This window comes from Olivibacter sp. SA151 (assembly GCF_054130995.1).
Genome location: NZ_CP096391.1, coordinates 5,956,216 through 5,982,241, shown reverse-complemented (window position 1 = coordinate 5,982,241; position 26,026 = coordinate 5,956,216). Strand labels below are relative to the sequence as shown.

Genomic DNA, 26,026 nt, shown 5'->3' with positions numbered 1-26,026 from the left:
CATAAATGTAAAATTTATATGATTTACAAAAGAAATAGTTTTATACTATATTGCTGTGTGGTTTTTGGTTCTTTTTTTGATAATTTTAAAGCCTTGAGGACAGCGTTGTCCAAGAGAGTATTACGTATAAATAATGGATATTAAATCGTTCCAAGAGATGTTGAAAAAATTGTTTTTGGCGTTGTTTATTGCTGCAGCAGTTGCTTGTAGTGCTAACCCGCGCGTTAAATTGGATGAAGGTTCAGGAGCTCTGCGGCCCAATGCCAAACAAGAAATTATAACCAAAGATTTAGTCGCCCTGCTTGAAAAGGCGCATTACAAAAAAGTTCCTTTTGATGACTCTCTGTCATCCGTCGTTTTTGATCTGTATTTGAAAAATCTGGATCAAGGGAAAAATTATTTTCTCCAATCGGATATTGACAGTTTTGAACCTTATCGTAAAGTCTTGTTAAATGATTTAAAGAATGGTGATCTAAGTGCCATGTTTCATGTTTACAATGTTTACAGAAAGCGCTTTAATGAGCAATTAAAATACGCCATTTCCCAGATAGACAAGAAATATGATTTTACTAAAGAGGAGTCTTTCGTTTACGATCGAGAGAAACTTGCTTGGTTCAAAACCGAGGCCGAGGCTCAGGAAAGCTGGCGGAAAAGAATAAAATACGATCTTTTAAATCTGAAATTGAGTAGTACCGGAAAAGAAGGCGAGGAGACAAAAAATAAAAAAACGCTAAAAGAACGGTACCAAAATTTGCTTTCACAGGAAAACACGTCTAATAATTATGATGCGTTTCAAATTATGATGAATGCTTTTACGGGCGCTATTGACCCTCATACCAATTACTTCACTCCGGAAGATGCGCAGCGCTTTAACGAGAGTATGGCCCGTTCGTTTGAAGGAATAGGCGCGCAGTTAATGATGGATAATGAAGTCGTAAAGGTAATGCGTATAGTGCCTGGCGGCCCTGCCTTTCGCGATAAAACCCTAAAGCAAGATGATCGGATTATTGCTGTGGCCCAAGGTGACGGTGAATTTGTAGACGTAGTTGGTTGGCGGCTTGGTAATGTAGTCTCTAAAATAAAGGGGCCTAAAGGAACAACGGTTCGATTGAAAGTAATTCCCGCTGGCCAAGAACTTACTTCTGCTCCAAAAATAATATCCTTAGTGAGAGATAAGATTGTAGATGAAGAGCAATCAGCAAAGAAAGAAGTGAAAGAGGTTAAGGGCGCTGATGGAAAAACGTATAAAATAGGAGTCATAAAAGTTCCGGGATTCTACTTGAATTTTAAAGAAATGCAAGCTGGAAATCCTGATTATAAGAGTACAACAAGAGATGTACGGCGGATATTAGATACCTTAAAACAAGAAAAGGTCGATGCGGTTTTAATGGATCTGAGGGCGAATGGTGGAGGGTCTTTAATTGAAGCCGTAGAATTGACCGGACTTTTTATTAAATCAGGGCCGGTTGTGCAAGTTCGAGACCCGAACAATCGCGTGGAAATTAACAACGACGAGGATGAAAGCATAAGCTGGGAAGGGCCGCTAGGCGTTTTAATCGACCGATTCAGCGCTTCAGCCTCTGAAATTTTTGCTGCCGCAATCCAGGATTATGGACGTGGAATTATTATTGGAACCCAGTCTTACGGAAAAGGGACTGTGCAAAGTGCGGTAGCCATGGATCAATTTATTAGCCGTGCCGATAGGTTGTTATTGAGTGCCAGAGATAAAACGAATGAAGCTTCCAATGTTGATGAAAGCATGCCTCAAGGTGCCCCGAAATTCGGACAAATAAATTTTACAACATTCAAATTTTATCGAATAAATGGAAGCAGCACTCAACATAAGGGAGTCACGCCTGATATAGAATTTCCTATGATTTATGCAGCAGATAAATTTGGAGAAAGTTCAGAAAAAGCAGCTCTTCCTTGGGACCAAATTAAATCTTCTTCTTATAACCCTTATGCCGATTTAAGTGCGATCAAACCCGCCCTGATAAAGAAGCATAATGAACGGATGAAGACGTCTACAGAATATAAATATCTTTTAGACGATATCGAAGCGTTCAATAAGCGTGAAGGAGAGACTTCTGTATCCTTGCAGGAAACGAAGTTAAAGAAGGAAAGAGAAGATCAAGATGCAAAAAATAGAGATCGTGTAAACGCTCGCCGGCAACTAAAAGGCTTACCGGCCATAGCAAAAGGACAAGCGCTTCCACGGATGGATAACGATTTCATCGAAGATGAAAGTTTAGACATCATGGCCGATTTCATAGAATTGAAACCTGCTGTTCATAATCAAGTGGCTGCTTCGGCAAAGTAGTTTTTTGGTTCGACGAACACATCGGACTCATAGCCATAGCCACTGCAAGTGGCTATGGCTTTTTATAGCATGTAGCAACCGTTCATTTAATTACGACAAACATATGTCTGCTGAAAAGATAATTCTGGATAATATAAAATATAGACGAAGTGTTTTTCCTGTAAGTTATATCGATCAAGATATTCCTGATGAAATTATAAAGGAACTTCTGACATATGCTAATTATGCACCAAGTCATAAGCTCACCCAACCGTGGTTTTTTACGGTATTTAAAGGGCAAGGGCTCCAAGCGCTTGCTGATAAGATGGCCGAATTATATCGAGTGCAAACGAAAGAAGAGCAGTTTTTGATAAAAAAGTTTGATAATATCAAGGAAAAAATTCTAAAATCTGCGGCGGTAATTGCAATTAACATAGCTTATAGTGGAATCGTTCCGCGTTGGGAGGAAATAGCGGCTGTCGGGTGTGCGACGCAAAATCTTTGGCTTGCAGCAAAAGCGAAAGGCATAGGTGGATACTGGAGTACGCCGGGTACCTTGAGTGGGATGAGCGATTTTCTGCAACTCAGTCAAAATGAGGAATGTTTGGGACTTTTTTATCTAGGATATCATCATGAAAAAGAAGCAGAAGGCCAACGAAAACCTGTCGAAGAAAAAATTCGATGGATAAAAAGTTAATCATGTAAGGGAGTACAGCTAATTATCGCTCGCTCGACTCTTATTTCCTTGCGTAATTTGGTTGATAAAATTTGCCCAGGCTAAGGGACTAAACAATGCGTTGGAATTGCGTTGATTGACAGTCTTATTGGTTAAACCGATATGTCTGCTGGTCGCGTCTAAATTTTGTATTTCGGTTGCGTTTCTTGGAACTACCTTAGACATCGCTACCAATGACTCATAAGAAAGGTTTCTTTGAGCGATTAGATAATCGTCATCGGCGATCTGCAAATTCATGAATGCGTAGTTAAATTCATCTATACTGGCCCATGGATAAACCGTGACGACGGGCAAATCGATGATTTGCGCCTTCATTGTTAAATTGACCGTCACTTTGTTAGTGGTGGTTTTAGGAATCACTAATTGCTCGGAACGATATCCTACAGCGCTGAGTTTTATCGTGTCCCCTTCATGGGCTACAAAAGAAAAGAAACCCTGATGATTTGCGTTAAACAGCTGCTTTTGATAAGAGAGATTTGTCAATGTTACATAGGGCACAGCGATATTTGAATCCGCATTATGTATAACTCCGCTAAACTGTACCAGCTTCTTTTCGGTATGTTGTTGGGCAAATGCCAAGGTAGACACACTTAAAATAAGCAAGCAGGTTACAAAAACGATTTTTTTCATAATGCAATAAAACTACCAAAACTCAGCAAAAGCTCCTGTTAAATAATGTTAAAAGGATTTGCGTCAATTAGTTAACACGCTGGGGCATGGTAGCATTCGGGTCATTTGGATCGGTAATGTTAATTGCTTCTACTGCGGTAATTTCGGGAACAGCTTTTTGAATGGCCTGTTCCAGACCCGCTTTAAAAGTCATAATACTCATTGAACAAGACGCACACGATCCTAGCAGGCGCAAGCGAACGACATTCTCTGACGTAATTTCTTCTATGGTTACATTACCACCATCCGCCTCGAGATAAGGCCTTAGGGTGTTTAGTGCTTCTTCTACTCTCTCCTGTAAGCTCATAACCTTTGTGGTTTTAAAATAGATGTAAAGATACTAAAAATTATTTACTGTGTAAAATCCGGCTTTTGTACTTCCTTTAAATTATGTTGTAAGGACAGTTGTTGCGCCACTTTTTCGGCAATTGATATAAAGTTTTTGGAAATAAGCTCGTCCTCATCAGTTACAATGGGATAGCCATTATCACCGGCATCACTAATGCTTTTGACCAAAGGAAGTTCGCCCAAAAAAGGAGCATCAAACTTTTCAGCCAGTCGTTTGCCGCCATCCTTTCCGAAAATATAGTACTTATTGTCAGGTAGTTCCGCGGGGGTAAAATAGGCCATGTTTTCAACAACCCCTAGTAGAGGGATATTAATCGCATTCATCATAAACATGCCAATACCCTTTGTCGCATCGGCCAAGGCAACATTTTGAGGCGTCGTTACAATAACGGCTCCTGCAACGGGATAGTTTTGAGCTACTGTGATGTGTACATCGCCGGTACCCGGAGGCAAGTCAACCACTAAATAATCTAATTCACCCCAATCAGCATCGTTAAACAACTGCTTGATAGCAGCACTTACCATTGGCCCTCGCCAGGGAATAGGCTGATTCGGATCCGTAAAAAAACCGATAGATAATAGTTTAATCCCGAACTTTTCAATCGGTTCTATTTTCGTTTTTCCATCGGTTGTCTTAGAAGCCTTGGGACGTGCGCCTTCTACACCAAACATCATAGGGATGGATGGACCATAAATATCGGCATCTAATAAGCCGGTTTTTGCTCCTTTAAGATGAAGTGCTAACGCTAAATTAGCTGCAACGGTTGACTTCCCTACTCCTCCTTTTCCTGAAGCCACAACGATAATATTTTTAATATTATCCAGTTGTTGATTGGGAGCCGATTTTACCTGAGATGTCATGTTAATGGAAACTTCAATCTCTTTGTCGACAAAGTGCGCGATCGCATTACGGCAAGCATGTTCAATATGATCTTTCATAGGACAAGCAGGCGTTGTAAGCACAACACTGAAGCTGATTTTATGTGGTGTGATTTCAATATCTTTGATCATGTTTAAGGTAACAAGATCTTTTTTGAAATCAGGGTCTTCAACAAAACTTAAAGCATGTAATATCTGTTCTTTAGTTATCATTTGAACTCCATATTTTGTACAAAAATACGAAATATAGGGTAGATAATGCGGTCTTTACCCGGGTTTGCGGTATTTCTACATTTTATAAACAAACGTACAGTATACATTGCGTCGATAGTCATCCCCCTATCTTTGATGTGAATGAACCATTAATAATGAGAGAATAGTGTTACTTTTGACGAATAATAGTGCGTCCACCCGTTATGATAAAAGAATATTTAAAAAAAATTCATCCGAAGCACATTAAAATTGCGCTAATCGTTCTGGGGACGATTTTGGTGGTGTTAGCGATCGCGCTCGGCGTCATCTATAATAAAAGGGAAAGCTTGTTGCAGCAAGCACTGCAGCAAATAAAAAAGCAAGCTCAAACGGATTATGACCTCTATGTAAAGATAGATAAAGCGTATTTTTCTGGCTTTAGTACCGTGACATTCGAAGGCTTTCGCGTGGTACCAAACCAACGGGAACAGCTATTGGGCGTTGATTATTTAGATGTCACCGTGAAACTTTGGCCACTTTTATCAGGAGATGTAAAAGTCTCTGCGCTGAATCTACACGATGCTTCCTTATCTTTTGTAAAAAAAGACAGCCTGAGTAATTATGATTTCTTGTTTAAGCAGAAAAAGGCAGATACTACGCAACGGGGCACCAAAATGAATTTAGCCGAATTGGCCGATAAGCTAATCAACAGCGTGCTTTATAAAATTCCCGAAAACATGAAGCTTGCCAATTTCGAGGCAAGTTATGTGGACGATAGTGCTAAGCAAATTATAACGGTACCAAAAGCCATCATTGATGACGGTGATTTGTCTTCTACTGTAAAAATTAATGGGAATGAAGCGGTGTGGCATGTTTTAGGGCGCGTACGTCCGTCTAAAAAGCAATTGTATTTTAAAGTTTATGCCGAGGGCAAAGCAGTTGAATTACCGGTTATCAAAAAGAAGTATGGACTTACCTTAAAGTTTGATACATTGGAAACGGATTTGCGAAAGGTGACGATGAATGGCGGAGAACTACAAATATCAGGAGGGTGGGCGGCCAAAAATCTTGTTGTTCAACACTGGAGGATAGCTGAGCAGGAAATCGTCATTCCACAGGGGCATATCGATGCGAAGGTCTTGGTGGGCGAAAACTATATCGGTTTGGACAGGAGTTCGGAAGTGAAAATAAAAAAATTGTCTGCCCATCCTTTTGGAAAGATAACCTTTAAACCACATCGTACGGTGGAATTGGGTGTAGATATGCCGGAAATTGATGCGCAGGATATGTTTGACTCATTTCCTCATGGAATGTTTGATAATTTGGAAGGCATTAGGGTTTCGGGAAAATTGAAGTACCACTTAGATTTATTTGTAGATTTAGATAATCCTGACAGTGTACGTCTCGCTGCGGGAATGGATAAAAAAGGGTTTCGCATAAATTCATGGGGTAAAACGAATTTAGCAAAGATTAATACGCCATTTACTTACATACCTTATGAAGACGGAAAGGCGATGCGTAGTATTGATGTGTCGCCCAATAATCCCAACTTCACGCCACTTAATGAAATATCACCCAATCTCAGGAATGCGGTGTTGACCACCGAAGATCCTTCTTTTTTTAGTCATAAAGGCTTTGTGATTGATGCATTTAAAATGTCTATTACGGCCAACTTAAAAGCCAAAGCTTTTAAACGAGGGGGTAGCACGATTTCCATGCAATTAGTAAAAAACGTTTTTCTTGGAAGAGAAAAGACATTGGTGCGAAAAATAGAAGAGATATTGATGGTTTGGCTGATTGAAAATAATCAGATAGTCAGTAAAAATCGAATGTTTGAGGTTTATCTTAACATTATTGAGTGGGGTAGAAACGTATATGGAATCGGAGAAGCATCGCGATTTTATTTTGGAAAGCACCCTTCCCAGTTGAATGTAGGAGAAAGCATTTATCTGGCCAGTATCATACCGAAACCAAAGACAGGCCTTTATCCATTCCAGTATGATGGCCATTTAAAGCCCTACCTAGGAGGCTATTTTAGGTTAATAGGCGGTATTATGGCCCGGCGTGGCCTCGTGCCGCGCGATAGTAGCAGTTACGGGTTTTATAACGTAACGCTTAGGGAGGCACTCCGGCCCGCAAGGCCCGATACGCTTCAAGTGGATACGGTTAAACCGGACATTTTGGAGGAAGAGCTTAAAGAAGCAAAAAGTTTTTTTGAAAGGCTTTTTGGAAAAGATAAAAAAGACGAGCAGCAGGATTGATGAAAATACAAATAGATCAGAAAGATTTTGAGCTAATGATCGAGCATGAGCAGGTAAAAAAGCGATTACGGCTCATAGGGATACAGCTAAATGTAGCCTATGAAAATAGAATACCGGTGTTCGTGGGTGTGCTAAATGGCTGTTTTATGTTCATGGCCGATCTGATGAAAGAAGTACATATTGCTTCAGAGGTATGTTTTGTGAAAATGGCCTCCTATCGAGGTGATCAACGGGAAGAAGAAGTGAAAAACCTAATTGGCCTCAGTCATCCGCTCAAGGGAAGAGAGGTTGTAATTGTGGAGGATATTGTAGATACCGGCAATACGCTGAAGAAAGTGATTGCGTTAATCGCGGAAGAAGAACCGGCTTCTATTGCTGTTTGCACCCTGCTGTTAAAACCGGATGCGCTTGAACATGATTTTGAAGAAATTGCCTATGTTGGTTTTGAAATAGAGAATCAATTTGTTGTGGGGTATGGTCTTGACTATAACGGCATCGGCCGTAATTTAAAGGACATATATCGTGCGATATAATCCATCCTATTATCTGTACCTGTGCATGATGCAATGAACAAACTTGATATGACACAGCGATATGGGCATGCAAGATTATTAATAATTTATTCTGAGGAAAAAATATGCTAAGTTTGTATCGAAATAATGACCTTACAGGGCACACACAATAATAAATTATTCTAATGAAATTCCATAAAGAAGGTTATACGACATTAGCGCTTTCAATATTATTTGTTTTTGTAATAAATGCGTTGGTGCATTTTTTTTACTCAGACAATAGTATATTGACGTGGATCGTATATATACTTTCGTTTGTACTTCTTGTGACGGTTATACAGTTTTTCAGGAACCCAATCCGTAAAATCAGTCCAAGTGAACAAAAGATATTATGCCCGGCAGATGGGAAGGTGGTGGTTATTGAAGAAACAGAAGAAACAGAATATTTTAAAGACAGACGATTACAAGTATCCATTTTCATGTCGCCGATTAATGTACATAGTAATCGGAGCCCCATTACCGGTATCGTCAAATTTTTTAAATATCATCCCGGGAAATACTTGATGGCCTGGAATCCAAAATCTTCAACACTTAACGAGCGAACGACAATCGTTGTAGAAAGCTCATTTGGCGTAGAGGTTTTGTTTAGGCAGATCGCCGGAGCACTAGCGAGGCGAATCGTATGGTATGTTAACGAAGGCAAAGAAGTCAAGCAAGGAGAAGAATTTGGCTTCATTAAATTTGGCTCTCGTGTAGATGTCTTCTTGCCTATAGGAACAAAGGTGAATGTAAAGCTGGGCGATAAAGTGAAGGGCGGCATCACCATCTTGGGTGAATTTGATGAAGAGCAGCCTATTAATTAAAAAGTTTTAAACTAAACCGGTTATGCAATTTAAGTTGCTGATCTCAATAAATGCATTAATTGTTGCTTTATCATTAAGTTCGGTAAACTTCTACTTTCAGCATAGTTGGTATTACTTCCTAATAACGTTTGTTATTGCGTTCATTTGCAGCTTTTTTGTTTTTTACTACCTCATTGAACGCTATATTTATCGAAAGATTACGCTCATTTACAAAATGATCCATAACCTTAAATTGGGTAAAGATTTAAAGGAAGCTTTGGGCGAGCAATTGGGTGACGATCCTATCAACGATGTGCATGAAGAAGTAAGAGCCTGGGCGAGGGAAAAGAAAATTGAGATAGATGCATTGAAAAACCAGGAACAATTTAGAAGGGAGTTCCTTTCAAATATATCGCATGAATTTAAAACACCTCTTTTTGCTATTCAGGGATATTTAGAAGCCGTTCAAGATGGACTTATGTATGAAGATCCTGAAAGAGCAGAAGTCTTTTTGCAAAAAGCCTCCAACAACATTGACCGGCTAAGTTATCTCATCAAAGACTTGGATGAAATAGCTAAGTTGGAAAGCGGTGAAATTAAAATAAATTACCAACGATTTGATCTTTCCCTGCTCGTTAAGGAAGTAATGGAATCCTTAGAACTAAAAGCAGAAAAGCATGATATAGAACTAATCTTTAAGCAGAAATATAGTTATCCAATTTTTGTAAACGCCGATCGAGAAAAAATTCGACAAGTTTTGGTCAACCTAATTAGCAATTCTATTAAGTACGGCAAAGAAAAGGGACACACCTATATTAAAACCTACGAGTTGCATGACCAGGTGCTCATCGAGGTAACGGACGATGGCATCGGCATTGAGGAGAAGTACTTGCCCCGCTTATTTGAACGGTTTTTCCGAACCGATCGAAGTCGTTCACGGCAAATTGGTGGATCAGGATTGGGATTGGCCATCGTGAAACATATACTGGAAGCGCATCAACAAACAATTTCCGTAAGAAGTACTGAAGGATTGGGTTCAACCTTTGGGTTTACTTTAGCAAAGGCTTAAATACATGAACCGTTTTCCTTGTTACACAAATGTTCATTTGGATAGAGTTAGCACAAACTTAACATTAACTTAACATAAAGGATATACCTTTGCAACATAATATATAAAAAACAAAATGTCGCTAAACAGTATATTCCAATACTTCGTTCCAAAAGACAAAAAGTTTTTCCCTCTTTTTGAACAGGCAAGTACTAACCTGATAGACATCGCCCAAGCACTTCACGAGGCAGTTAATACAGATGATCTAGAACAAAGAAAAACGCTTTATAAAAAGGTTAAAGATTTGGAGCACAAGGGGGATGAAATCACCCATCAAATACATCTGGAGTTAGGAAAGAACTTTATTACTCCCTTTGATCGTGAGGATATTCATACACTTGCAAGTGCTTTGGATGATATCGCTGACTATATTTTTGATTCTGCAAATCGGATGGAGCTGTATCATGTCGATACCATTACAGATCCAATCCGCGAATTAGCGGGGCTGATTGTGGAAGCGGTTACTGCGCTTTCCAAGGGTATGCATGAGTTAAGAAATTTGAAAAATGTGCGAAGCATCGCAGATGCTTGCGTTCGTGTAAATAGTGTGGAAAACAAAGCCGACTACGTTTATAATAAAGCGATAGGCGACCTGTTCTTATACGAAAAAGATGCGATATCTCTTATAAAGTATAAAGAGGTGCTTGCTACATTGGAAACCGCAACCGATATGTGTGAAGATGTGGCGAATGTGTTAGAAAGTATTTTAGTGAAAAATGCGTAGCATCTTGCGCGTGCTATTTTTACATTTAAGCCCTTCACTAATTAAAATTTAAAATCTATGTTAACCATACTGGTCGTTGTTATTGTGCTAGCCGTTGCTTTTGATTATATAAACGGTTTCCATGATGCAGCTAATTCCATTGCCACCATTGTATCAACTAAAGTGCTGACACCTTTTCAGGCTGTGCTTTGGGCAGCAGCATTTAATTTTGCGGCTTATTTCTATTTTACAGATCACAAAGTTGCCAATACGATAGCGAAGACAGTAGTTGAAAATTATATTACGTTAGAAGTTATCCTAGCCGGATTGATTGCTGCCATCAGCTGGAACTTATTTACCTGGTATTACGGAATTCCTTCCAGCTCCTCACATACGCTGATCGGTGGGTTTGCAGGTGCGGGCATGGCCCATGCGCTATTTCTGGGTGATTCCATTATGGGTGCCATCAACTTAGGACCTACCCTAAAGATAATTTCTTTCATTGTGTTGGCCCCTGTAATTGGTATGCTGATATCAATTGTTATAACGCTGATAATTTTGCACTTGGCAAAACGGTCTCGCCCGGCGGTTGCAGAAAAATGGTTTAAGCGATTGCAGTTAGTTTCGTCGGCCGCTTTGAGCTTTGCTCACGGAGGAAACGATGCGCAAAAGGTTATGGGAATTATTGTAGTTGCCATGGTAGCAGGCGGGTATTTACCAAATGCCGATCATATGCCGGAATGGATCCCTTTAACCTGTTATAGTGCGATCGCATTAGGAACCATGAGCGGTGGATGGAAAATTGTAAAAACAATGGGAACAAAAATCACGAAAGTGACAGCTTTAGAGGGAGTTGGTGCCGAAACAGCGGGAGCCTTGACCCTAGGAATTACCGAGCACTTCGGAATCCCGGTTTCTACAACCCACACGATTACAGGTTCCATTATAGGTGTTGGTTTGGTTAAGCGTGTGTCGGCTGTCCGTTGGGGCGTAACAATCAGTTTGCTATGGGCATGGGTACTAACCATTCCTGTATCCGCAATCTTGGCGGGCATCACTTATGGCATTATGCATTATATTTTATAAAGAGCTTCAGGTTTGTTTTTGAATAGAATTACATCTATTCAAAAACAAACTCAACTTCCCCCGATTTATTCGCTTCCCAAGCCGGTCCACCTTTCAATAGCTGTTTGATTTCGTTTAGCTGACTATATTCGGTGCCTTTTATTACCTGTATGTTGAATGGCCGTCCCTGTTGGTTTACTTGAAACCGAAGAACAATGACTCCTTTAGCCATATTGGACTTCGCTTTTTGCGCGATGTAATCATTAAAGTGATCCCATCCGGCTGCCGGCGATGCCGAGGGTGCTGTTAACTTTCTTGCAATTGATAATCCGTTGCCGGAAGGAATAGGGTCACCTGTGTTCAGTTCTACCGTTACCTCTCGGTTCGTCTTATTTGCTGTATTTCGGGCGTTAACCATCCAAAGCAAGACACAAGCCAAAACAAACAACAAACAAGCAACAGCTGCTATGCCGAGCCTTTGCGAAGTAAAAAGCATGCGGTTTCTTTCTTGTGGCTGCTCCGTTATTCTATTCTGTAAGCGTTGTTGAAGTAAAGTTAAGTGTTGTGTGTTTACACCCTTTTGTAGATAACCTTCCAATGCATCATTCAGAAAAGGATCATCCAATGCTTCCCGTTCCAATTTGTTCATTTCCTCAGGAGATAGTTCTCCTTTAAGGTATTGCTGAATTCGTATAATATTCGTTATGTTACTTGTCATTTTTTTCCATACATATTTTTAAGTTCCGTTTGCCATTTTGTATATAGCTTTTAACCTTACTCAAATCGTAGCCGGTGAGGTCTGATATCTCTTTGTAGCATTTCTGATCCAAGTAAAATAACCGAACACATTCTCGCTGTTCCATACTTAATTGCTCTAAGCATTTCTCCATCTGCGTGAGTTTGCTTTCAAGCATATCTTCTCCTAAGAATTGATGCTCAACGAGCTCATTTTCCATAAAAGAATTTTCTTCTATGGAGATGGTAGTCTCTTTATTGGCTGCACGCAATTCCATTAGGCAGTAATTTCTAGCAAATGAATATAGCCAGCTTTTAAAATTATTAACAGTATGGATGCGTAGTTTCTGTATAAGCTGTTCAAATATCTGCATAACAGCATCCTCGCTGCGGGCCTCATCCTTTAAGTATTTTAAACATACACCATAAACGAGCGGCATATATGGTTCGTATAACACGCCCAATATGTGTAATTCTCCCGTAGATTTATATCGACTCAATAAATCAGCTTCATTATGTTTTTCTACTCTTTTTTGAAATGCCAATGTAATGCGTTTTTACCGGTAAACTAAAATAACTATATAAAACAACATTCGCAACGGTCGTTCGATATCGGGAACCTGAGCCGCGACCGGGAGTAACTAAACAATAATATATTAATCTTGTTATACAGAAACAATTTAAAAGCACTGATTATGAAACAAGCATGGCCATACGGTGTTCTCATCGGCATTCTAAGCGGAATATGGATTTTCGTTATTCAGAAAACCGGCGGAGGGTCTTCAGCAGGATTCTTAGGAATTTCATGGATGGAATATCTTTCTGTTTTTATCCCATTTTTAGGGCTCTATTTTGGAATCGCTCATTATAAAAATACGCTGCCTAATCATCAGATTTCGTTTTTTCGGGCATTTGTTCAAGGTTTTATGATTTTACTGGTAGGCGGAGTACTTGCAGGCTTGGCTACGGCGATATTATTACAGTACGAAAGGCAGCCTTATATGGAAGAATACATGGGGCGATTTGGGGGGGCTTTATTGGTCGGGATTTTGCTGAATTTGGCAGTGAGCCTTTGGTTCATGAATAAGCCTAAGAACCTTTAATTACCAATATTCTTTATGTTTTGCGCAAGATGGATCGGAAGTTGGCTGCTTAGGTGACGTATGGGTTTTGTAAATTGCACATAAAATTCAGTTATCTAAGTTTTTGATGTACTTTCGTACCAATGGAATTGGATATAAATAATATTGACCGGGAAACGTTAATTGCCGCAGGAGCTTTGGCTGCTCTCTTTTTATTTATCAAAGTTTTGTATGCAAATACGTTTAGGGCTACGTTGAAATTGATCGCACCGGAAAATAGATTCATGAAACCGGGCGAAGCGTTTTTAGTGTTAATTCCGATTTTTAACATTTATTGGAACTTTGAATTGGCAAGACGTATGTCGGATTCTTTAACAAATGAATTTTATGATCGTAAGATTGCTGAGGAGGAATTTCCCGGACGATCAACCGGTATTACCGTTGCTATTTTGTATATCATTACCATGCTTCCACTCCCCGTGAATATCCTAATGGGAGTGAATTTGGTCTATTTTTTCTATTTCTTTGCCTATTGGGTTAAAATGAACAAGTTTAGGGAATTGTTAAAAGACCATAATATATTCCTTAGCGAACAACAAGAGCATCAGGAGGAAGAAAACTAAATCATGATTTTAGCTGCATTAATAGATTATTTAGAACAGATTGCCCCTCTTTCTTATCAAGAGTCTTACGATAATTCAGGATTGATCGTGGGAAACCCTGATCAGAATATTGATCGGGCTATTATATCACTCGATTGTACAGAAGAGGTCGTAGACGAAGCGATTGACTTGGGATGTCAGTTAATTATCGCTCATCATCCCATTGTATTCAAAGGTTTAAAGCGCTTTAATGGACGTAGCTACGTTGAACGTGTTGTAATGAAGGCTATTAAGCATGATATTGCTCTTTATGCCATTCATACCAATTTGGATAATATTTATGGAGGAGTCAATAAGAAGATCGCGGAAAAGCTAAGTCTTCAACAGCTATCCATCCTTTCGCCTAAAGAGGAACTATTGAATAAACTGGTTGTCTTTGTTCCGAAGACGCAAGCAGAGCAGCTCCGGTCAGCATTGTTTAAAGCGGGTGCGGGTCATATCGGAAATTACAGTGAATGTAGCTTTAATGCATCAGGAACCGGAACCTTTAAAGCGGGGGCGGAGACAAATCCCTATGTTGGTTCGATCGGAGAACGACATTACGAAGTCGAAGAACGAATAGAAGTTATCTATCCGCAACATCGGGAAAGGCAAATTTTGATCGCTATGTATGAAACGCATCCCTACGAGGAGGTTGCCTACGATATTTATAAACTTCAAAATAAACATCACCAAGTAGGTAGCGGCATGATAGGGAGCCTACCGGAGCCTTTAGAAGAGCGCCAGTTTCTTGAACTTCTTAAGCAATGTTTGGGGGCGAGTGTAATAAGGCATACCCGTTTAAGGGGTAAGCGTGTGCAACGCGTCGCTGTTTGCGGAGGTTCGGGCGGCTTTTTACTACCTCAAGCTATTCGGCAAGGGGCTGATGTGTTTGTGACGGCTGACTATAAGTATCATGAGTTTTTTGATGCGGAGAAAAAAATTGTTATTGCCGATGTCGGACATTTTGAAAGTGAGCAGTTTACACAGGAATTATTGTTGGAAATAATTCAAAAAAAATTTCCTAACTTTGCAGTCCGTTTAACCGGAGTAAATACAAACCCCATAAATTATTATATTTAATGGAACAAACCGTAGAGCAAAAGTTGCAGGCCCTTTGGGATTTGCAGACAATTCATACCAAAATTGATAAGATCCGTCAGGTTCGAGGAGAATTGCCTATCGAGGTGGCTGATCTTGAAGACGAAGTAGCTGGTCTAGAAACTCGTATGGAAAAGATCCGTTCAGAGCTTGACGACTTAGAAGACGCTATCGTTAATCGTAAAAACATGATTAAGGAAGCGCAGGCTGCTATCAAGAAATATGAATCCCAATTAAATGAGGTAAAGAATAATAGGGAGTACGACGCGATTACCAAAGAAATTGAGATTCAAGGATTAGAAATTCAGGTTTGCGAGAAGAAAATCCGTGAGCATGAATTTGAGATTCGTAACAAAACGGAGATCTACGAAAAAACGCAAGGCGATTTAGAAGAACGTAAGAAAGATTTAGCCGTTAAACAAGAGGAATTGGATACAATAACTTCTGAAACGCAAAAAGACGAAGACGAGTTATTACGAAAAGCAGAAGAAGCGGAATCAAACATCGAAGAACGTTTACTCATTGCCTACACCAGATTGCGTAATAATGCAAAGAACGGTTTGGCTGTCGTAACAATCGACAGAGATTCGTGTTCAGGATGTCATAATCAAATCCCACCGCAGAGACAGTTAGATATCCGTCAACGTAAAAAAATCATTGTGTGTGAACACTGTGGCCGTATTTTGGTGGATGAGGCTTTTGTAGAGAACACATTGGAAGCCTAAAATTTATTATAACATATTGTTAAGCTCAGGTCATATGTCCTGAGCTTTTTTATTGACGGTGTATTTTGGCATTGTTACTGCTAATAAAGAGGAATCATATTCGTTAATCAAATGCACATGGCGCGCAAATTAGTATTACTCCTCACCCTTTCCTTTAGTTTATTTCCTAGAACCTATGCTGCTTTTGACTTCTCGGCTAATTGTAAACAAGCCTATGTAGAAATTTTAAATTTAAGGTTGGATTTGGCGAAACAATATCTCGAAAAAGAGAGACTGGTGAACCCGGAGAACAACTTCATTCCCTTATTGGAGAATTATGTTGACTATTTCTACATACTTTCATGCGATGACAAGTCGGCATTCGATAAGTTAAAAAAGAACAAATCAAGCCGTTTGTCTCAACTCGGTGGAGGAGATAAGAACTCTCCTTACTATCTTTTTGCACAAGCCGAAATAAACCTGCAATGGGCCCTTCTTCGAGGTAAGTACCAAGAGTATGTGGCCAGTGCGCTAGAGATTAAAAAAGCCTATAATATGCTCCATGAAAACATGGAGAAATTTCCGGAATTTCTTCCTAACAAAAAAGGTTTAGGCATGGTAAATGCCGTAATCGGCTCCTTACCCACGGGCGCGCAGAAGGCGCTGGGTACGTTGGGCGTACACGGTAGCACCCAAAGAGGCGAGAAGATGCTGGAAGAGCTTGTGAATAGTTTGCCAGGATCAGCTTATGAAATTTTTTATGACGAATCTGTTTTTTATCTGATGCAGGTTTGGGTTAACATCACCAAGAAGAAGCAAGCGTTTGAAAAAATTTATTTTTTGACCGGCAAAATGCAAGATGATAGTTTACTGAAACTTTACATCCGCGCATTTACGGCTTTTAAAACCGGTCATAACGATGAAGCAATAGCGTATTTAATCGCAAAGCCAAAAAGTGCCGATTACGTTAATTATCCCTATCTCGACTATTTACTGGGAATGGCCAAGCTTCATAAACTGGATTTTTCAGCAAAGGTAGATTTTCAACGCTTCCTAGAGGAAAGTGCAGGAGGAAGCTATATAAAAGACACTTATCTTCATTTGGCCTATATTTCTCTGCTGAAGGGCGATAGTTTGAATTATAAGGCTTATCTCTCAAAGATACAGCTTAACGGGACCACTTATGACGAAAAAGACAAGCAAGCCCTCAATGAAGCAAATGAGGGAGTACCCAATGAAAGTTTATTAAAGGCTAGATTTCTATTTGACGGGGGCTATTATGAAAGAGCAAAGGACGTTTTAGAAAAAGAAAATGCCAATAACTATAAGCAAAAACGAGATAAAATTGAATATTGTTATCGTTTTGCTCGCGTATTTCATGAAACCGGCGGGATTAATGGAGCGATCAAGTTTTATCAATACACAATCGCCTTCGGTAAAGACAGCAAATACTATTATGCGGCTAATGCAGCACTCTTCCTCGGAGATATTTATGTGGAAAAAAAGCGGTATAAAATGGCGGCAGATTGCTACAGTAAAGCAATCAATATGAAAAACCACGATTACGAAAGTAGCATAGAGAATAAAGCTAAAGAGGCTTTAAAAAGAATAGCAGGAAAGTATTAATTTTACCAAATGAGTATTTTGATAAAGCCCGAGGAGTATAGCGTTACCGAACGTTTTTTGCGCTACGTGAAAATAGATACGCAAAGTGATCCACACTCCATAAGCCAACCATCTACTGAAAAGCAGAAGAATTTAGGGCGGTTGCTGGTGGAGGAACTGAAAGCGTTAGGCGTACATGATGCGCATTTGGATGAATTTGGGTATGTATATGCTACGGTGGATGCCAATATTGATGACCCCGCTATACCTGTCATTTGTTTCTGTTCGCATATGGACACCTCTCCTGATTGTAGTGGCATGGATGTAAGGCCAATCATCCATAAAAATTATCAGGGCGATCCCATTGTGTTACCGGATGATCCTTCGCAGGTGCTTACGAAGAAAAACCATCCGGATCTACAAATGCAGATTGGAAATGACATCATCACCGCCAGTGGAACAACTTTGTTAGGAGCTGACAATAAAGCGGGGCTTGCTGCTATTATGGATGCGGTAGCCTTATTGTTAAAGCATCCGGAAATAAAACACGGTAAAATACGAATCCTTTTTACACCGGACGAAGAAATTGGCAGAGGTGTAGACAAAGTAGATATGGAGAAACTTGGCGCTGATTTTGGTTATACTGTTGATGGAGAAACCGCTGGTTCAATTGAAGACGAAACTTTCTCGGCTGACGGGGCATCACTTACCATTAACGGAATCAGTGCCCATCCCGGTTTTGCAAAAGGAAAAATGCAAAGTGCTATAAAGATTGCTGCTGAAGTTGTAAGTGCATTACCTAAAGACAGGCTTTCTCCCGAAACGACAAGCGACAAAGAAGGATTTATTCACCCCGTCTCCATATCGGGTACCGTTGAGCAGGCGAAAATTGATTTTATAATTCGAGATTTCAGGGATGAACAACTTCTTGCTCATGAGCAAATACTGGATAGCATTGCTAAGCAGGTCGTAGCACAATATACGGGGTGTTCTTACCAATTGATCATTCATGAACAATATCGCAACATGAAGCAAGTGTTGGATAAATATCCTGCAATTATCAATATCGGGCTTCAGGCCATCCGGTTGGCAGGCTTAAAACCCATCAGGAGAAGTATAAGGGGCGGAACGGACGGATCGCGACTTTCTTTTATGGGGCTCCCATGTCCCAATATTTTTGCAGGAGAGCACGCTTTCCACGGAAAACAAGAATGGGTTTCCGTACAAGATATGCAGAAGGCGGCATTAACGCTTATTCACATCGCCCATTTATGGACTAAAAAGGAGGAACGTAATTGAGAGCGGTACTACAACGTGTCAGCCGAGCTTCTTGTAAGGTATCTGAAAAAATTACGGGAGAGATTAAACACGGCTTATTGATATTATTGGGAATTGAGGAAGAAGACGGAGAGGACGATGTACGCTGGCTTGCGCAAAAAATTGTCAATATGCGAATTTTTGGCGACGACAAAGGGTTGATGAACAAATCGCTTATGGACGTGCAGGGTGATATCCTACTGATATCGCAATTTACGCTTTTTGCACAAACCAAGAAAGGCAATAGGCCTTCTTTTATACGAGCGGCAAAGCCGTTACAGGCAATGCCTATTTATGATAAAATGATTAACGAGTTGGAAACGTTAATGGGTAAAGCTGTTGCGAGAGGTGTTTTTGGTGCTGATATGAAAGTCGATTTACTTAACGATGGACCCGTGACCATCATAATGAACACAAAGGATAAAGAAAACTATTGAGTTTCATTTCTAGATAAAGAACTATGACAATAAAGGAAGCGCAAGAATTAGTTGATCATTGGATTCAAACAACCGGTGTCCGTTATTTTAATGAGCTTACCAATACGGCCATGTTAATGGAAGAAGTGGGCGAAGTTGCTCGCATCATGGCAAGACAATATGGTGAACAGTCCTTCAAAAAATCTGACAAGGAAGTAAATTTAGCGGACGAAATGGCCGACGTGCTTTTTGTCTTGATTTGCTTAGCAAACCAAACCGGAATTGATCTAACCGACGCACTTGAAAAAAATCTTCATAAAAAGTCTATTCGCGATAGCGAAAGACACAAGAATAACGAAAAGCTGAATCGACCCTAATCCAGCTTAGCGATCATAATTTGTCGGTTTTCATTTTTAAATAAGGCAGCGGCTTGCTTGCTTCTCAGTCCCGATTGACACAAAAAAATAATCGGGTGATTGCCTTTAATTTCGGAAATCCGATGAGGCAATTCATAGAGCGGAATATTGATACCTCCAATATTTTTCTCTTCAAATTCCCAATCTTCTCTTACGTCAACCAGTAATGTATTGGGATTTAATCGTTGATAAGTCAGCACCTCATGGCTATGCATTACATGTTTGTGGTGCTTCAAGGTGTTTATTTTCTTATTGTTCGGATCCACAGCAAAAGAGATGGTTTGATAGCGATTTTTTTGAATATCGATTGTCAGCAATTTGCCGCTTAATACATCTCCGTAGGTTGTAACGACCTTTATAACCTCATTTGCCATCAACAGACCAACAATGCCGGGTAATACATTGAGGATGCCATTGATCGAACAGCTATGGCAGTAATCAGGATCGGGTGCATCAGGGTAAAGGCAACGATAAGTTGGCCCTTCATTATAATTGAAGACCGACAGTTGCCCTGTGTAATCATTTACCGCACCCGATACGAAGGCTTTACCGCTTATCACACAGGCATCATTTACCAGATAACGTGTATTAAAATTATCGCTGCCATCAACAATTAGATCGTATTGTGATATGATGTCCAAGGCATTTTCAGCACTTAAGCTAAAGGGGTGGGATTTGAGTTGGATAGCTGGTTGTAGCTGCTTTAATTTCTTTACAGCAACAGAGGCTTTGGAATGGCCAATATCTTCTCGACTAAAGAGAATCTGTCGATGTAGGTTATGCACAGCAACAAGATCTCCGTCAATAATCGCGATATGCCCCACACCTGCTGTTGCGAGATATTGTAACGTCGGGCAACCAAGTCCACCGGCACCTATAACCAGCACCCTTGCCTGTTGTAGTTTTTTTTGAGCGGACTCGCCAAAACCCGTCAACTTTATTTGGCGGTCGTAATATTCTCTGTCAGTTAACATGAAGCCAATAATAAATGTCAATCCAGTTGTAAGATAGCATCCCAGTCTTTCCAAACAGGGTCATATCCTGCTTGTTTTATAACCTCAATGATTTCCTCCGGTGTCCGCGTATCATCAATCTCAAATTGTTCCAAACTTTGGGGTTCAACAGCATAACCGCCGGGGTTGGTTTTAGAACCGGCACTCATCGATGTAATACCTAATTTGATAATGTTATTCCGAAAGTTCTGACTTTCACGTGTAGACATGGAAAGCTCTACATCTTGGTTAAATAGGCGCCACGCGCAAATCAGTTGAACAAGCTCCGCATCGTTGATAACCGTTTTTGGTTCCAAACCACCCGCATGTGGGCGAAGGCGGGGGAAAGAAATGGAAAATTTACTTTTCCAATACGTCTTTTCCAAGTACTGCAAATGGAGGGCGGCAAAAGCACTGTCGGTGCGCCAATCATCAAGTCCTAATAAAACCCCCAAGCCAATTTTGTGGATTTCAGCGCGTCCGATTCTATCGGGTGTTTCTAAGCGATATCTGAAGTTTGACTTTTTGCCCTTGGTATGGTGTATTTTATAATCGGATTGATGATACGTTTCTTGATAAACCAAAATGGTGTTAACGCCGAGCTGACGTAATATTCGATAGTCACACTCCCCCAGTGGCTGCACTTCCATGGCTATATGAGCGAAATGTGGTTTAATGAGCGGAATAACCTTCTTAAAATAATCCATTCCAACTTGCTGTTGCGCCTCACCCGTTACCAGTAGAACATGTTGGTAACCCATTTTTTTTAACACAGCAATTTCCTGCAAGATCTCCAAGGACGTAAGCGTCTTTCTTGGTATCTTGTTGTCCAAACTAAAACCGCAATAGGTACAGATATTCTGGCATTCATTCGACAGATATAAAGGTGCATACAGCTGAATGGTTTTGCCAAAACGTCGCTGCGTTTCTCTTTGGCTTAATAGAGCCATTTGCTCTAATAAAGGGAGCGCTGCGGGTGCAATTAATGCCTTAAAATCCTCGTAGGTACGGTGCTTTGCCAACAGTGCCTTTTCAGCTTCGATCTGTGTTTTATTGTAGATAGAAGCCTTTTCTGTTTCCCAGTCAAACTGATCAAAAGTAGTTGTGAACATTATGTATTCGTTAAAAAGGAAGTTAGCGGACTGGAAGCACGTGCTTCTTGTCCTGAAATAGCCATTCCAGCTTCGTAAGCAATCCTACCCGCCCGGACGGCTTCTCTAAAGGCGATCGCGATGTTGATTGGATCGGGAGCTACCGCAATAGCCGTATTTACCAATACGGCGTCTGCTCCTATTTCCATTGCTTGCGCTGCATGACTTGGCTTACCGATACCTGCATCTATAATAACGGGGACATTCGCTTGTTGTATAATAATTTCCAACATCGGAAGTGTCTGTAGGCCCTGATTACTGCCGATGGGTGCCCCCAAAGGCATAACAGCAGCTACGCCCGCTTCCTCCAGCCGTTTACAAAGTACAGGATCAGCATGGCAATAAGGCAATACAACAAATCCCTTTTTAACCAATTCTTCCGCAGCAAGTAGGGTTTCTATCGGATCCGGCATGAGATACTTCGGATCCGGGTGGATCTCAAGCTTCAACCAATTTGTTTCCAAGGCTTCCCTAGCAAGCTCTGCTGCGTAAACAGCTTCTTTGGCCGTTCTTGCCCCGGAGGTATTGGGCAGCAAGCTAATTTGTGGATGATCGAGATGTTTGAGTAAATGATCTTGTGGCGTAACATCGATACGCTTCAGTGCAACTGTCACCAATTCAGACCCTGATGCGAGCAGGGCCTCTTCCATCATCGACAGCGAGCTAAATTTTCCCGTACCGGTAAACAAACGGGAGGAGAAGATCTTATCTGCTATTTTTAAACTGTTGGACATGATTGTGCTTCTATTTGTTTCAGTAAATTTTGGCAGTCTTTTCGTGGGTGATTACTGTTTGAGATAATTCCCGAGATGGCTATACCATGTACGCCTGTTTGGAATAAATGGCCGACATCCTCAACCTGGATTCCACCAATGGCAATAATAGGAACGGATAAATTGTGAGCCACTGCCTTTTTTATGATTTCATCATAGCCGACTAAACCTAAAATCGGACTTAGTTTTTCCTTTGTTTTAGTAAACCGAAAGGGACCTAAGCCAATATAGTCAATAGGTAGGTTGCTTAACTGTATAATATCATCAATGGTATTTGCTGTGCACCCAATGATTTTATCGGGGCCGAGCATTTCCCTCGCCGTGCGAGGCGACATATCTTCTTTTCCGATATGAATGCCATCTGCATCGATTTCTTTTGCAACATGTACGCGATCATTGATGACAAAAGTACAACGGTGCCGTTTAGCAATTTCCAAACAAGCCATAGCCTGCTGTTTAAAGGTATCATCGTCAGCATTTTTTAATCTAAATTGAACCCATTTGATGCCGGCGTCCACCGCAATATGGACTTGATCGATAATCGACTTGTCTTTTGTTGCATGCGTAATATATTGTAGCCGCTCTATATGTTTTTTAATTCGATTCATAAGTTCGTTCATCTACTAGATGCTTTAAATTGATGTAATTTGACAAGGGATTTGTTGTAAGCCATATATATCCTAATAACCCTGCGCCGTCGAAACCTTTTCTTTTTATTAGACCAATATTTCTATCCGAAATACCGCCAAGAGCAATAAGCTGCCCTTGCCTTGTTATGCTTCCCATTTCTAACAAATGCGGGGCCTTACGATATCCTGTTTTTGAAATACTATCAAAAACAGGACTGATAAAAATTTGTGTCCAAGGCCTGTCCATTGCTATAAATTCCGCTATTGAATGTGCCGAACTGGAAATAACCCCCCTCTGCTCCTTTAAAACCTCAAATTCACCTGCCTTCAAATGGATGCCTGCCAAATTAAATTCCTGAAGCAGATTACAGTCGCCATGAACAATTAACCTGTGATGAAAGAAAGGATCAATGGATTGGATAAATTTTCGAATAGATTTAATATCCGCATTTGGTTTCCTTACGTGGAAGACTTCCAGCCCATGATCAAACAGTTGATTAACAGTTTTTGATTCGTTCCTAATGAATGTTTCGGGACTTATAATAACCAGCTTCATGTTGTAAGTGTCAAGAATAAAGTTCAAAGTTATTTTGGCGAAACTCCTTTGCTTTTTCATGGAGCCCTTTATCAAGCGCCTCTTCCGGGTTTATTCCCTGTTCTGCAGCAAATTGCCTAACATCTTGTGTGATTTTCATGCTGCAAAAATTTGGGCCGCACATACTGCAAAAATGTGCTGTTTTAGCACCTTCCGCCGGCAAGGTTTCATCATGATATTCCCTTGCAGTATCCGGGTCAAGCGCAAGATTGAACTGGTCTTCCCACCTAAATTCGAAACGGGCCTTGCTCATGGCATTGTCGCGATACTGTGCTCCGGGATGACCTTTTGCAAGATCTGCGGCATGAGCAGCAATTTTGTAGGTGATAACACCGTCTTTTACGTCCTTTTTATTAGGCAGTCCTAAGTGCTCTTTCGGGGTTACATAACAGAGCATCGAAGTGCCAAACCAGCCGATCATAGCTGCTCCAATACCTGATGTAATATGGTCGTATCCGGGTGCTATATCTGTTGTAAGCGGGCCAAGGGTATAAAAAGGGGCCTCGCCGCATTCCCTTAACTGTTTATCCATATTTTCTTTAATCATGTGCATGGGCACATGGCCCGGGCCTTCGATCATGGTTTGAACGTCATGTTTCCATGCGATTTGTGTTAATTCTCCTAATGTTTCCAATTCGGCAAATTGTGCCGCATCATTGGCATCTGCTATAGATCCGGGACGTAAACCGTCGCCCAGCGAGAAGCAAACATCGTAGGCTTTCATGATTTCGCAGATCTCTTCAAAATGCGTGTAAAGGAAATTTTCCTGATGGTGGGCTAAACACCATTTAGCCATAATGGATCCTCCACGTGAAACAATGCCTGTTGTCCGCTTGGCCGTTAAAGGTACATAGGGAAGACGCACACCCGCATGAATGGTAAAGTAGTCAACACCTTGTTCCGCCTGTTCAATTAAAGTGTCTTTAAAAAGCTCCCAAGTTAATTCCTCCGCCTTGCCATTTACTTTTTCAAGCGCTTGGTAAATAGGCACCGTTCCAATAGGCACAGGCGAATTTCGAATAATCCATTCACGGGTCTCGTGTATATTCTTACCGGTTGATAAATCCATTACCGTATCAGCGCCCCATCGAATAGCCCAAACCATTTTTTCTACTTCTTCTTCGATGCTGGATGTTACGGCTGAGTTGCCTATATTCGCATTGATCTTAACCAAAAAATTCCGACCGATAATCATGGGCTCGGTTTCAGGATGATTAATATTGTTTGGTAAGACCGCCCGTCCGCGCGCGATCTCCGACCGAACAAACTCCGGTGTTATAAATCCCTGGTATATATGTGCGCCAAAATTCTGCCCTTTGTGCTGTTGCCATAAACTATTGTCCTTCTCATAAAGTTCTTCCAGGCGCATGTTTTCACGTACGGCTATAAACTCCATTTCAGGGGTTATCATACCTTTTTTGGCATAATGCATTTGAGAAACATTCGCTCCATCCTTAGCCCTTCTGGGGGATGTCGAATGCTCAAAACGTAAATAATCAAGCGCTGGGTTACTCAGTCGGGATTTGCCATATGCCGAGCTAATGTCGTTCAGTCGAACGGTGTCACCTCGCTCTTCAATCCAGGGATTCCGTAATTTCGGTAAACCTTGTCGCACATTAATAGCTGCATTCGGATCGGTATAAGGCCCGCTTGTATCGTAAACGGTGACAGGGCGGTTTTCTTCTGTTATATTCCGAAAACGATCGGTCGTTGCGCTCAATGATATTTCGCGCATTGGCACCTGAACATTATGCAAAGCGCCTTGCACATAGATTTTTCTGGAACCTGGAAAAGGAGTTCTGCTGATAGTTTGCGCCGAAGGCAGTTTTTCTGTTTTCATTTGAAAAGATTTTATGGGTAATTTTTCTTGTAAACGCGTTATCCGCCTTGTGCTGCGGTAATGATCGTTATATGATCTCCCTGATGGATCTGAAAGCTTTCCCAACTAGACTTGGGAACAACGTGCTCATTTACGGCAATGGCAACACCTTTTGTTTGCGTTAGTCCGTAACTCTCCAAGGCAGCGATAAGATGCTGGCCATTTACAAAAAATGTCTGATGATTAATGTTGACTTCCATATTGCAAAAAAATTGATGCTTTAGAAGTCAACCGGAACGGTATGAGAAGACTTGTCTACTTTTCCCTTCGCAGGCATTATCCTGAGCAGGTTGTGAGGGTAACTCTCAGCCCCAATAATGGGACACCCCTAAAGCTTTTGTTTCAAAAGTATAAAATATTTTTTAAAGAATAGAAA

Annotated in this window: 28 protein-coding genes and 1 riboswitch; of the genes, 16 read left to right on the top strand and 12 right to left on the bottom strand. The window is 40.7% G+C overall.

The genetic code is table 11. The features are described from left to right. Positions 1-133 precede the first annotated feature (133 nt). Positions 134-2,320: a carboxy terminal-processing peptidase gene (locus M1D52_RS24480; RefSeq protein WP_049794960.1), complete on the top strand. Its 2,187-nt coding sequence runs from the start codon at positions 134-136 to the stop codon at positions 2,318-2,320. Positions 2,321-2,423: 103 nt separating this feature from the next. After that, positions 2,424-2,996: a nitroreductase family protein gene (locus M1D52_RS24475; protein ID WP_013664653.1), complete on the top strand. Its 573-nt coding sequence runs from the start codon at positions 2,424-2,426 to the stop codon at positions 2,994-2,996. A gap of 18 nt (positions 2,997-3,014) precedes the next feature. Here M1D52_RS24475 and M1D52_RS24470 read toward each other — a convergent pair whose 3' ends face one another. From M1D52_RS24470 to M1D52_RS24460, 3 genes are all read right to left on the bottom strand, one after another. After that, on the bottom strand, positions 3,015-3,665 hold the full coding sequence (locus M1D52_RS24470) for a peptidase associated/transthyretin-like domain-containing protein (RefSeq protein ID WP_013664654.1): 651 nt from the start codon (positions 3,663-3,665) through the stop codon (positions 3,015-3,017). 67 nt (positions 3,666-3,732) lie between these two features. Next, entirely contained in the window at positions 3,733-4,011 is a 279-nt protein-coding gene (locus M1D52_RS24465; RefSeq protein ID WP_013664655.1) for a NifU family protein, read from the bottom strand. A gap of 44 nt (positions 4,012-4,055) precedes the next feature. Next, a complete protein-coding gene (locus M1D52_RS24460) occupies positions 4,056-5,144 on the bottom strand; it encodes an Mrp/NBP35 family ATP-binding protein (RefSeq protein WP_437361234.1) in 1,089 nt (362 codons plus the stop codon). Positions 5,145-5,347: 203 nt separating this feature from the next. Here M1D52_RS24460 and M1D52_RS24455 point away from each other — a divergent pair, with 203 nt between their 5' ends. The 6 genes from M1D52_RS24455 to M1D52_RS24430 all read left to right on the top strand — a co-directional run bounded on the left by M1D52_RS24455 (position 5,348) and on the right by M1D52_RS24430 (position 11,635). After that, complete coding sequence (locus M1D52_RS24455) at positions 5,348-7,384, top strand: transglycosylase domain-containing protein (RefSeq protein ID WP_437394151.1); 2,037 nt, start codon at positions 5,348-5,350, stop codon at positions 7,382-7,384. Continuing rightward, positions 7,384-7,917 (top strand): hypoxanthine phosphoribosyltransferase, encoded by a 534-nt coding sequence (hpt, locus tag M1D52_RS24450; RefSeq protein WP_013664658.1) that lies wholly within the window; start codon positions 7,384-7,386, stop codon positions 7,915-7,917. The genes M1D52_RS24455 and hpt overlap by 1 nt, the downstream gene beginning before the upstream one ends. A gap of 164 nt (positions 7,918-8,081) precedes the next feature. Next, positions 8,082-8,759, top strand: a complete 678-nt coding sequence (locus tag M1D52_RS24445) for a phosphatidylserine decarboxylase family protein (protein ID WP_013664659.1) — start codon at positions 8,082-8,084, stop codon at positions 8,757-8,759. A 22-nt stretch (positions 8,760-8,781) separates the two neighbouring features. Then, on the top strand, positions 8,782-9,807 hold the full coding sequence (locus tag M1D52_RS24440) for a sensor histidine kinase (RefSeq protein WP_437394152.1): 1,026 nt from the start codon (positions 8,782-8,784) through the stop codon (positions 9,805-9,807). A 115-nt stretch (positions 9,808-9,922) separates the two neighbouring features. Then, positions 9,923-10,570, top strand: a complete 648-nt coding sequence (locus M1D52_RS24435) for a DUF47 domain-containing protein (RefSeq protein ID WP_013664661.1) — start codon at positions 9,923-9,925, stop codon at positions 10,568-10,570. A 57-nt stretch (positions 10,571-10,627) separates the two neighbouring features. Continuing rightward, the gene (locus M1D52_RS24430; protein WP_013664662.1) at positions 10,628-11,635 is read left to right on the top strand and encodes an inorganic phosphate transporter; all 1,008 of its coding nucleotides are present in this window, start codon (positions 10,628-10,630) and stop codon (positions 11,633-11,635) included. A gap of 34 nt (positions 11,636-11,669) precedes the next feature. Here M1D52_RS24430 and M1D52_RS24425 read toward each other — a convergent pair whose 3' ends face one another. Then, the gene (locus M1D52_RS24425; protein WP_437394153.1) at positions 11,670-12,332 is read right to left on the bottom strand and encodes an energy transducer TonB; all 663 of its coding nucleotides are present in this window, start codon (positions 12,330-12,332) and stop codon (positions 11,670-11,672) included. Continuing rightward, positions 12,322-12,894 (bottom strand): RNA polymerase sigma factor, encoded by a 573-nt coding sequence (locus tag M1D52_RS24420; protein WP_013664664.1) that lies wholly within the window; start codon positions 12,892-12,894, stop codon positions 12,322-12,324. The genes M1D52_RS24425 and M1D52_RS24420 overlap by 11 nt, the downstream gene beginning before the upstream one ends. 150 nt (positions 12,895-13,044) lie before the next feature. On the opposite strand from M1D52_RS24420, the gene M1D52_RS24415 reads away from it, so the two are divergent. From M1D52_RS24415 to M1D52_RS24380, 8 genes are all read left to right on the top strand, one after another. Then, the gene (locus tag M1D52_RS24415) at positions 13,045-13,452 is read left to right on the top strand and encodes a DUF4199 domain-containing protein (protein ID WP_013664665.1); all 408 of its coding nucleotides are present in this window, start codon (positions 13,045-13,047) and stop codon (positions 13,450-13,452) included. 122 nt (positions 13,453-13,574) lie between these two features. Next, positions 13,575-14,054: a hypothetical protein gene (locus M1D52_RS24410; protein ID WP_013664666.1), complete on the top strand. Its 480-nt coding sequence runs from the start codon at positions 13,575-13,577 to the stop codon at positions 14,052-14,054. A 3-nt stretch (positions 14,055-14,057) separates the two neighbouring features. Next, positions 14,058-15,155, top strand: a complete 1,098-nt coding sequence (locus M1D52_RS24405) for a Nif3-like dinuclear metal center hexameric protein (RefSeq protein ID WP_013664667.1) — start codon at positions 14,058-14,060, stop codon at positions 15,153-15,155. Continuing rightward, positions 15,155-15,898, top strand: coding sequence for a zinc ribbon domain-containing protein (locus M1D52_RS24400; RefSeq protein ID WP_013664668.1), 744 nt, complete (start codon positions 15,155-15,157; stop codon positions 15,896-15,898). Before M1D52_RS24405 ends, M1D52_RS24400 begins: the two co-directional genes overlap by 1 nt. Positions 15,899-16,015: 117 nt before the next feature. Then, on the top strand, positions 16,016-17,503 hold the full coding sequence (locus tag M1D52_RS24395; RefSeq protein WP_013664669.1) for a hypothetical protein: 1,488 nt from the start codon (positions 16,016-16,018) through the stop codon (positions 17,501-17,503). 9 nt (positions 17,504-17,512) lie between these two features. Beyond that, complete coding sequence (pepT, locus tag M1D52_RS24390; protein WP_437361222.1) at positions 17,513-18,781, top strand: peptidase T; 1,269 nt, start codon at positions 17,513-17,515, stop codon at positions 18,779-18,781. Continuing rightward, positions 18,778-19,236, top strand: coding sequence for a D-aminoacyl-tRNA deacylase (gene dtd, locus M1D52_RS24385; protein ID WP_013664671.1), 459 nt, complete (start codon positions 18,778-18,780; stop codon positions 19,234-19,236). The genes pepT and dtd overlap by 4 nt, the downstream gene beginning before the upstream one ends. Before the next feature lie 23 nt (positions 19,237-19,259). After that, entirely contained in the window at positions 19,260-19,592 is a 333-nt protein-coding gene (locus tag M1D52_RS24380; protein WP_013664672.1) for a nucleotide pyrophosphohydrolase, read from the top strand. Here the strand turns inward: M1D52_RS24380 and M1D52_RS24375 are convergent. The 7 genes from M1D52_RS24375 to thiS are packed head-to-tail and all read right to left on the bottom strand — an operon-like array spanning position 19,589 to position 25,850. After that, positions 19,589-20,605 (bottom strand): ThiF family adenylyltransferase, encoded by a 1,017-nt coding sequence (locus tag M1D52_RS24375; RefSeq protein WP_437394154.1) that lies wholly within the window; start codon positions 20,603-20,605, stop codon positions 19,589-19,591. The two genes, M1D52_RS24380 and M1D52_RS24375, sit on opposite strands and share 4 nt — an antisense overlap. A 17-nt stretch (positions 20,606-20,622) precedes the next feature. Then, on the bottom strand, positions 20,623-21,735 hold the full coding sequence (gene thiH, locus M1D52_RS24370) for a 2-iminoacetate synthase ThiH (RefSeq protein ID WP_437394155.1): 1,113 nt from the start codon (positions 21,733-21,735) through the stop codon (positions 20,623-20,625). After that, positions 21,735-22,508, bottom strand: coding sequence for a thiazole synthase (locus M1D52_RS24365; RefSeq protein WP_437394156.1), 774 nt, complete (start codon positions 22,506-22,508; stop codon positions 21,735-21,737). The genes thiH and M1D52_RS24365 overlap by 1 nt, the downstream gene beginning before the upstream one ends. Then, on the bottom strand, positions 22,493-23,167 hold the full coding sequence (locus tag M1D52_RS24360) for a thiamine phosphate synthase (RefSeq protein ID WP_457941614.1): 675 nt from the start codon (positions 23,165-23,167) through the stop codon (positions 22,493-22,495). Before M1D52_RS24360 ends, M1D52_RS24365 begins: the two co-directional genes overlap by 16 nt. Next, positions 23,142-23,732, bottom strand: coding sequence for a thiamine phosphate synthase (locus M1D52_RS24355; RefSeq protein WP_437394158.1), 591 nt, complete (start codon positions 23,730-23,732; stop codon positions 23,142-23,144). Before M1D52_RS24355 ends, M1D52_RS24360 begins: the two co-directional genes overlap by 26 nt. 10 nt (positions 23,733-23,742) lie before the next feature. After that, entirely contained in the window at positions 23,743-25,611 is a 1,869-nt protein-coding gene (gene thiC / locus M1D52_RS24350) for a phosphomethylpyrimidine synthase ThiC (RefSeq protein WP_013664678.1), read from the bottom strand. 38 nt (positions 25,612-25,649) lie between these two features. Then, the gene (thiS, locus tag M1D52_RS24345; RefSeq protein ID WP_013664679.1) at positions 25,650-25,850 is read right to left on the bottom strand and encodes a sulfur carrier protein ThiS; all 201 of its coding nucleotides are present in this window, start codon (positions 25,848-25,850) and stop codon (positions 25,650-25,652) included. Positions 25,851-25,895: 45 nt separating this feature from the next. Further along, positions 25,896-25,990, bottom strand: a riboswitch (TPP riboswitch). Between the last annotated feature and the right edge of the window lie 36 nt (positions 25,991-26,026).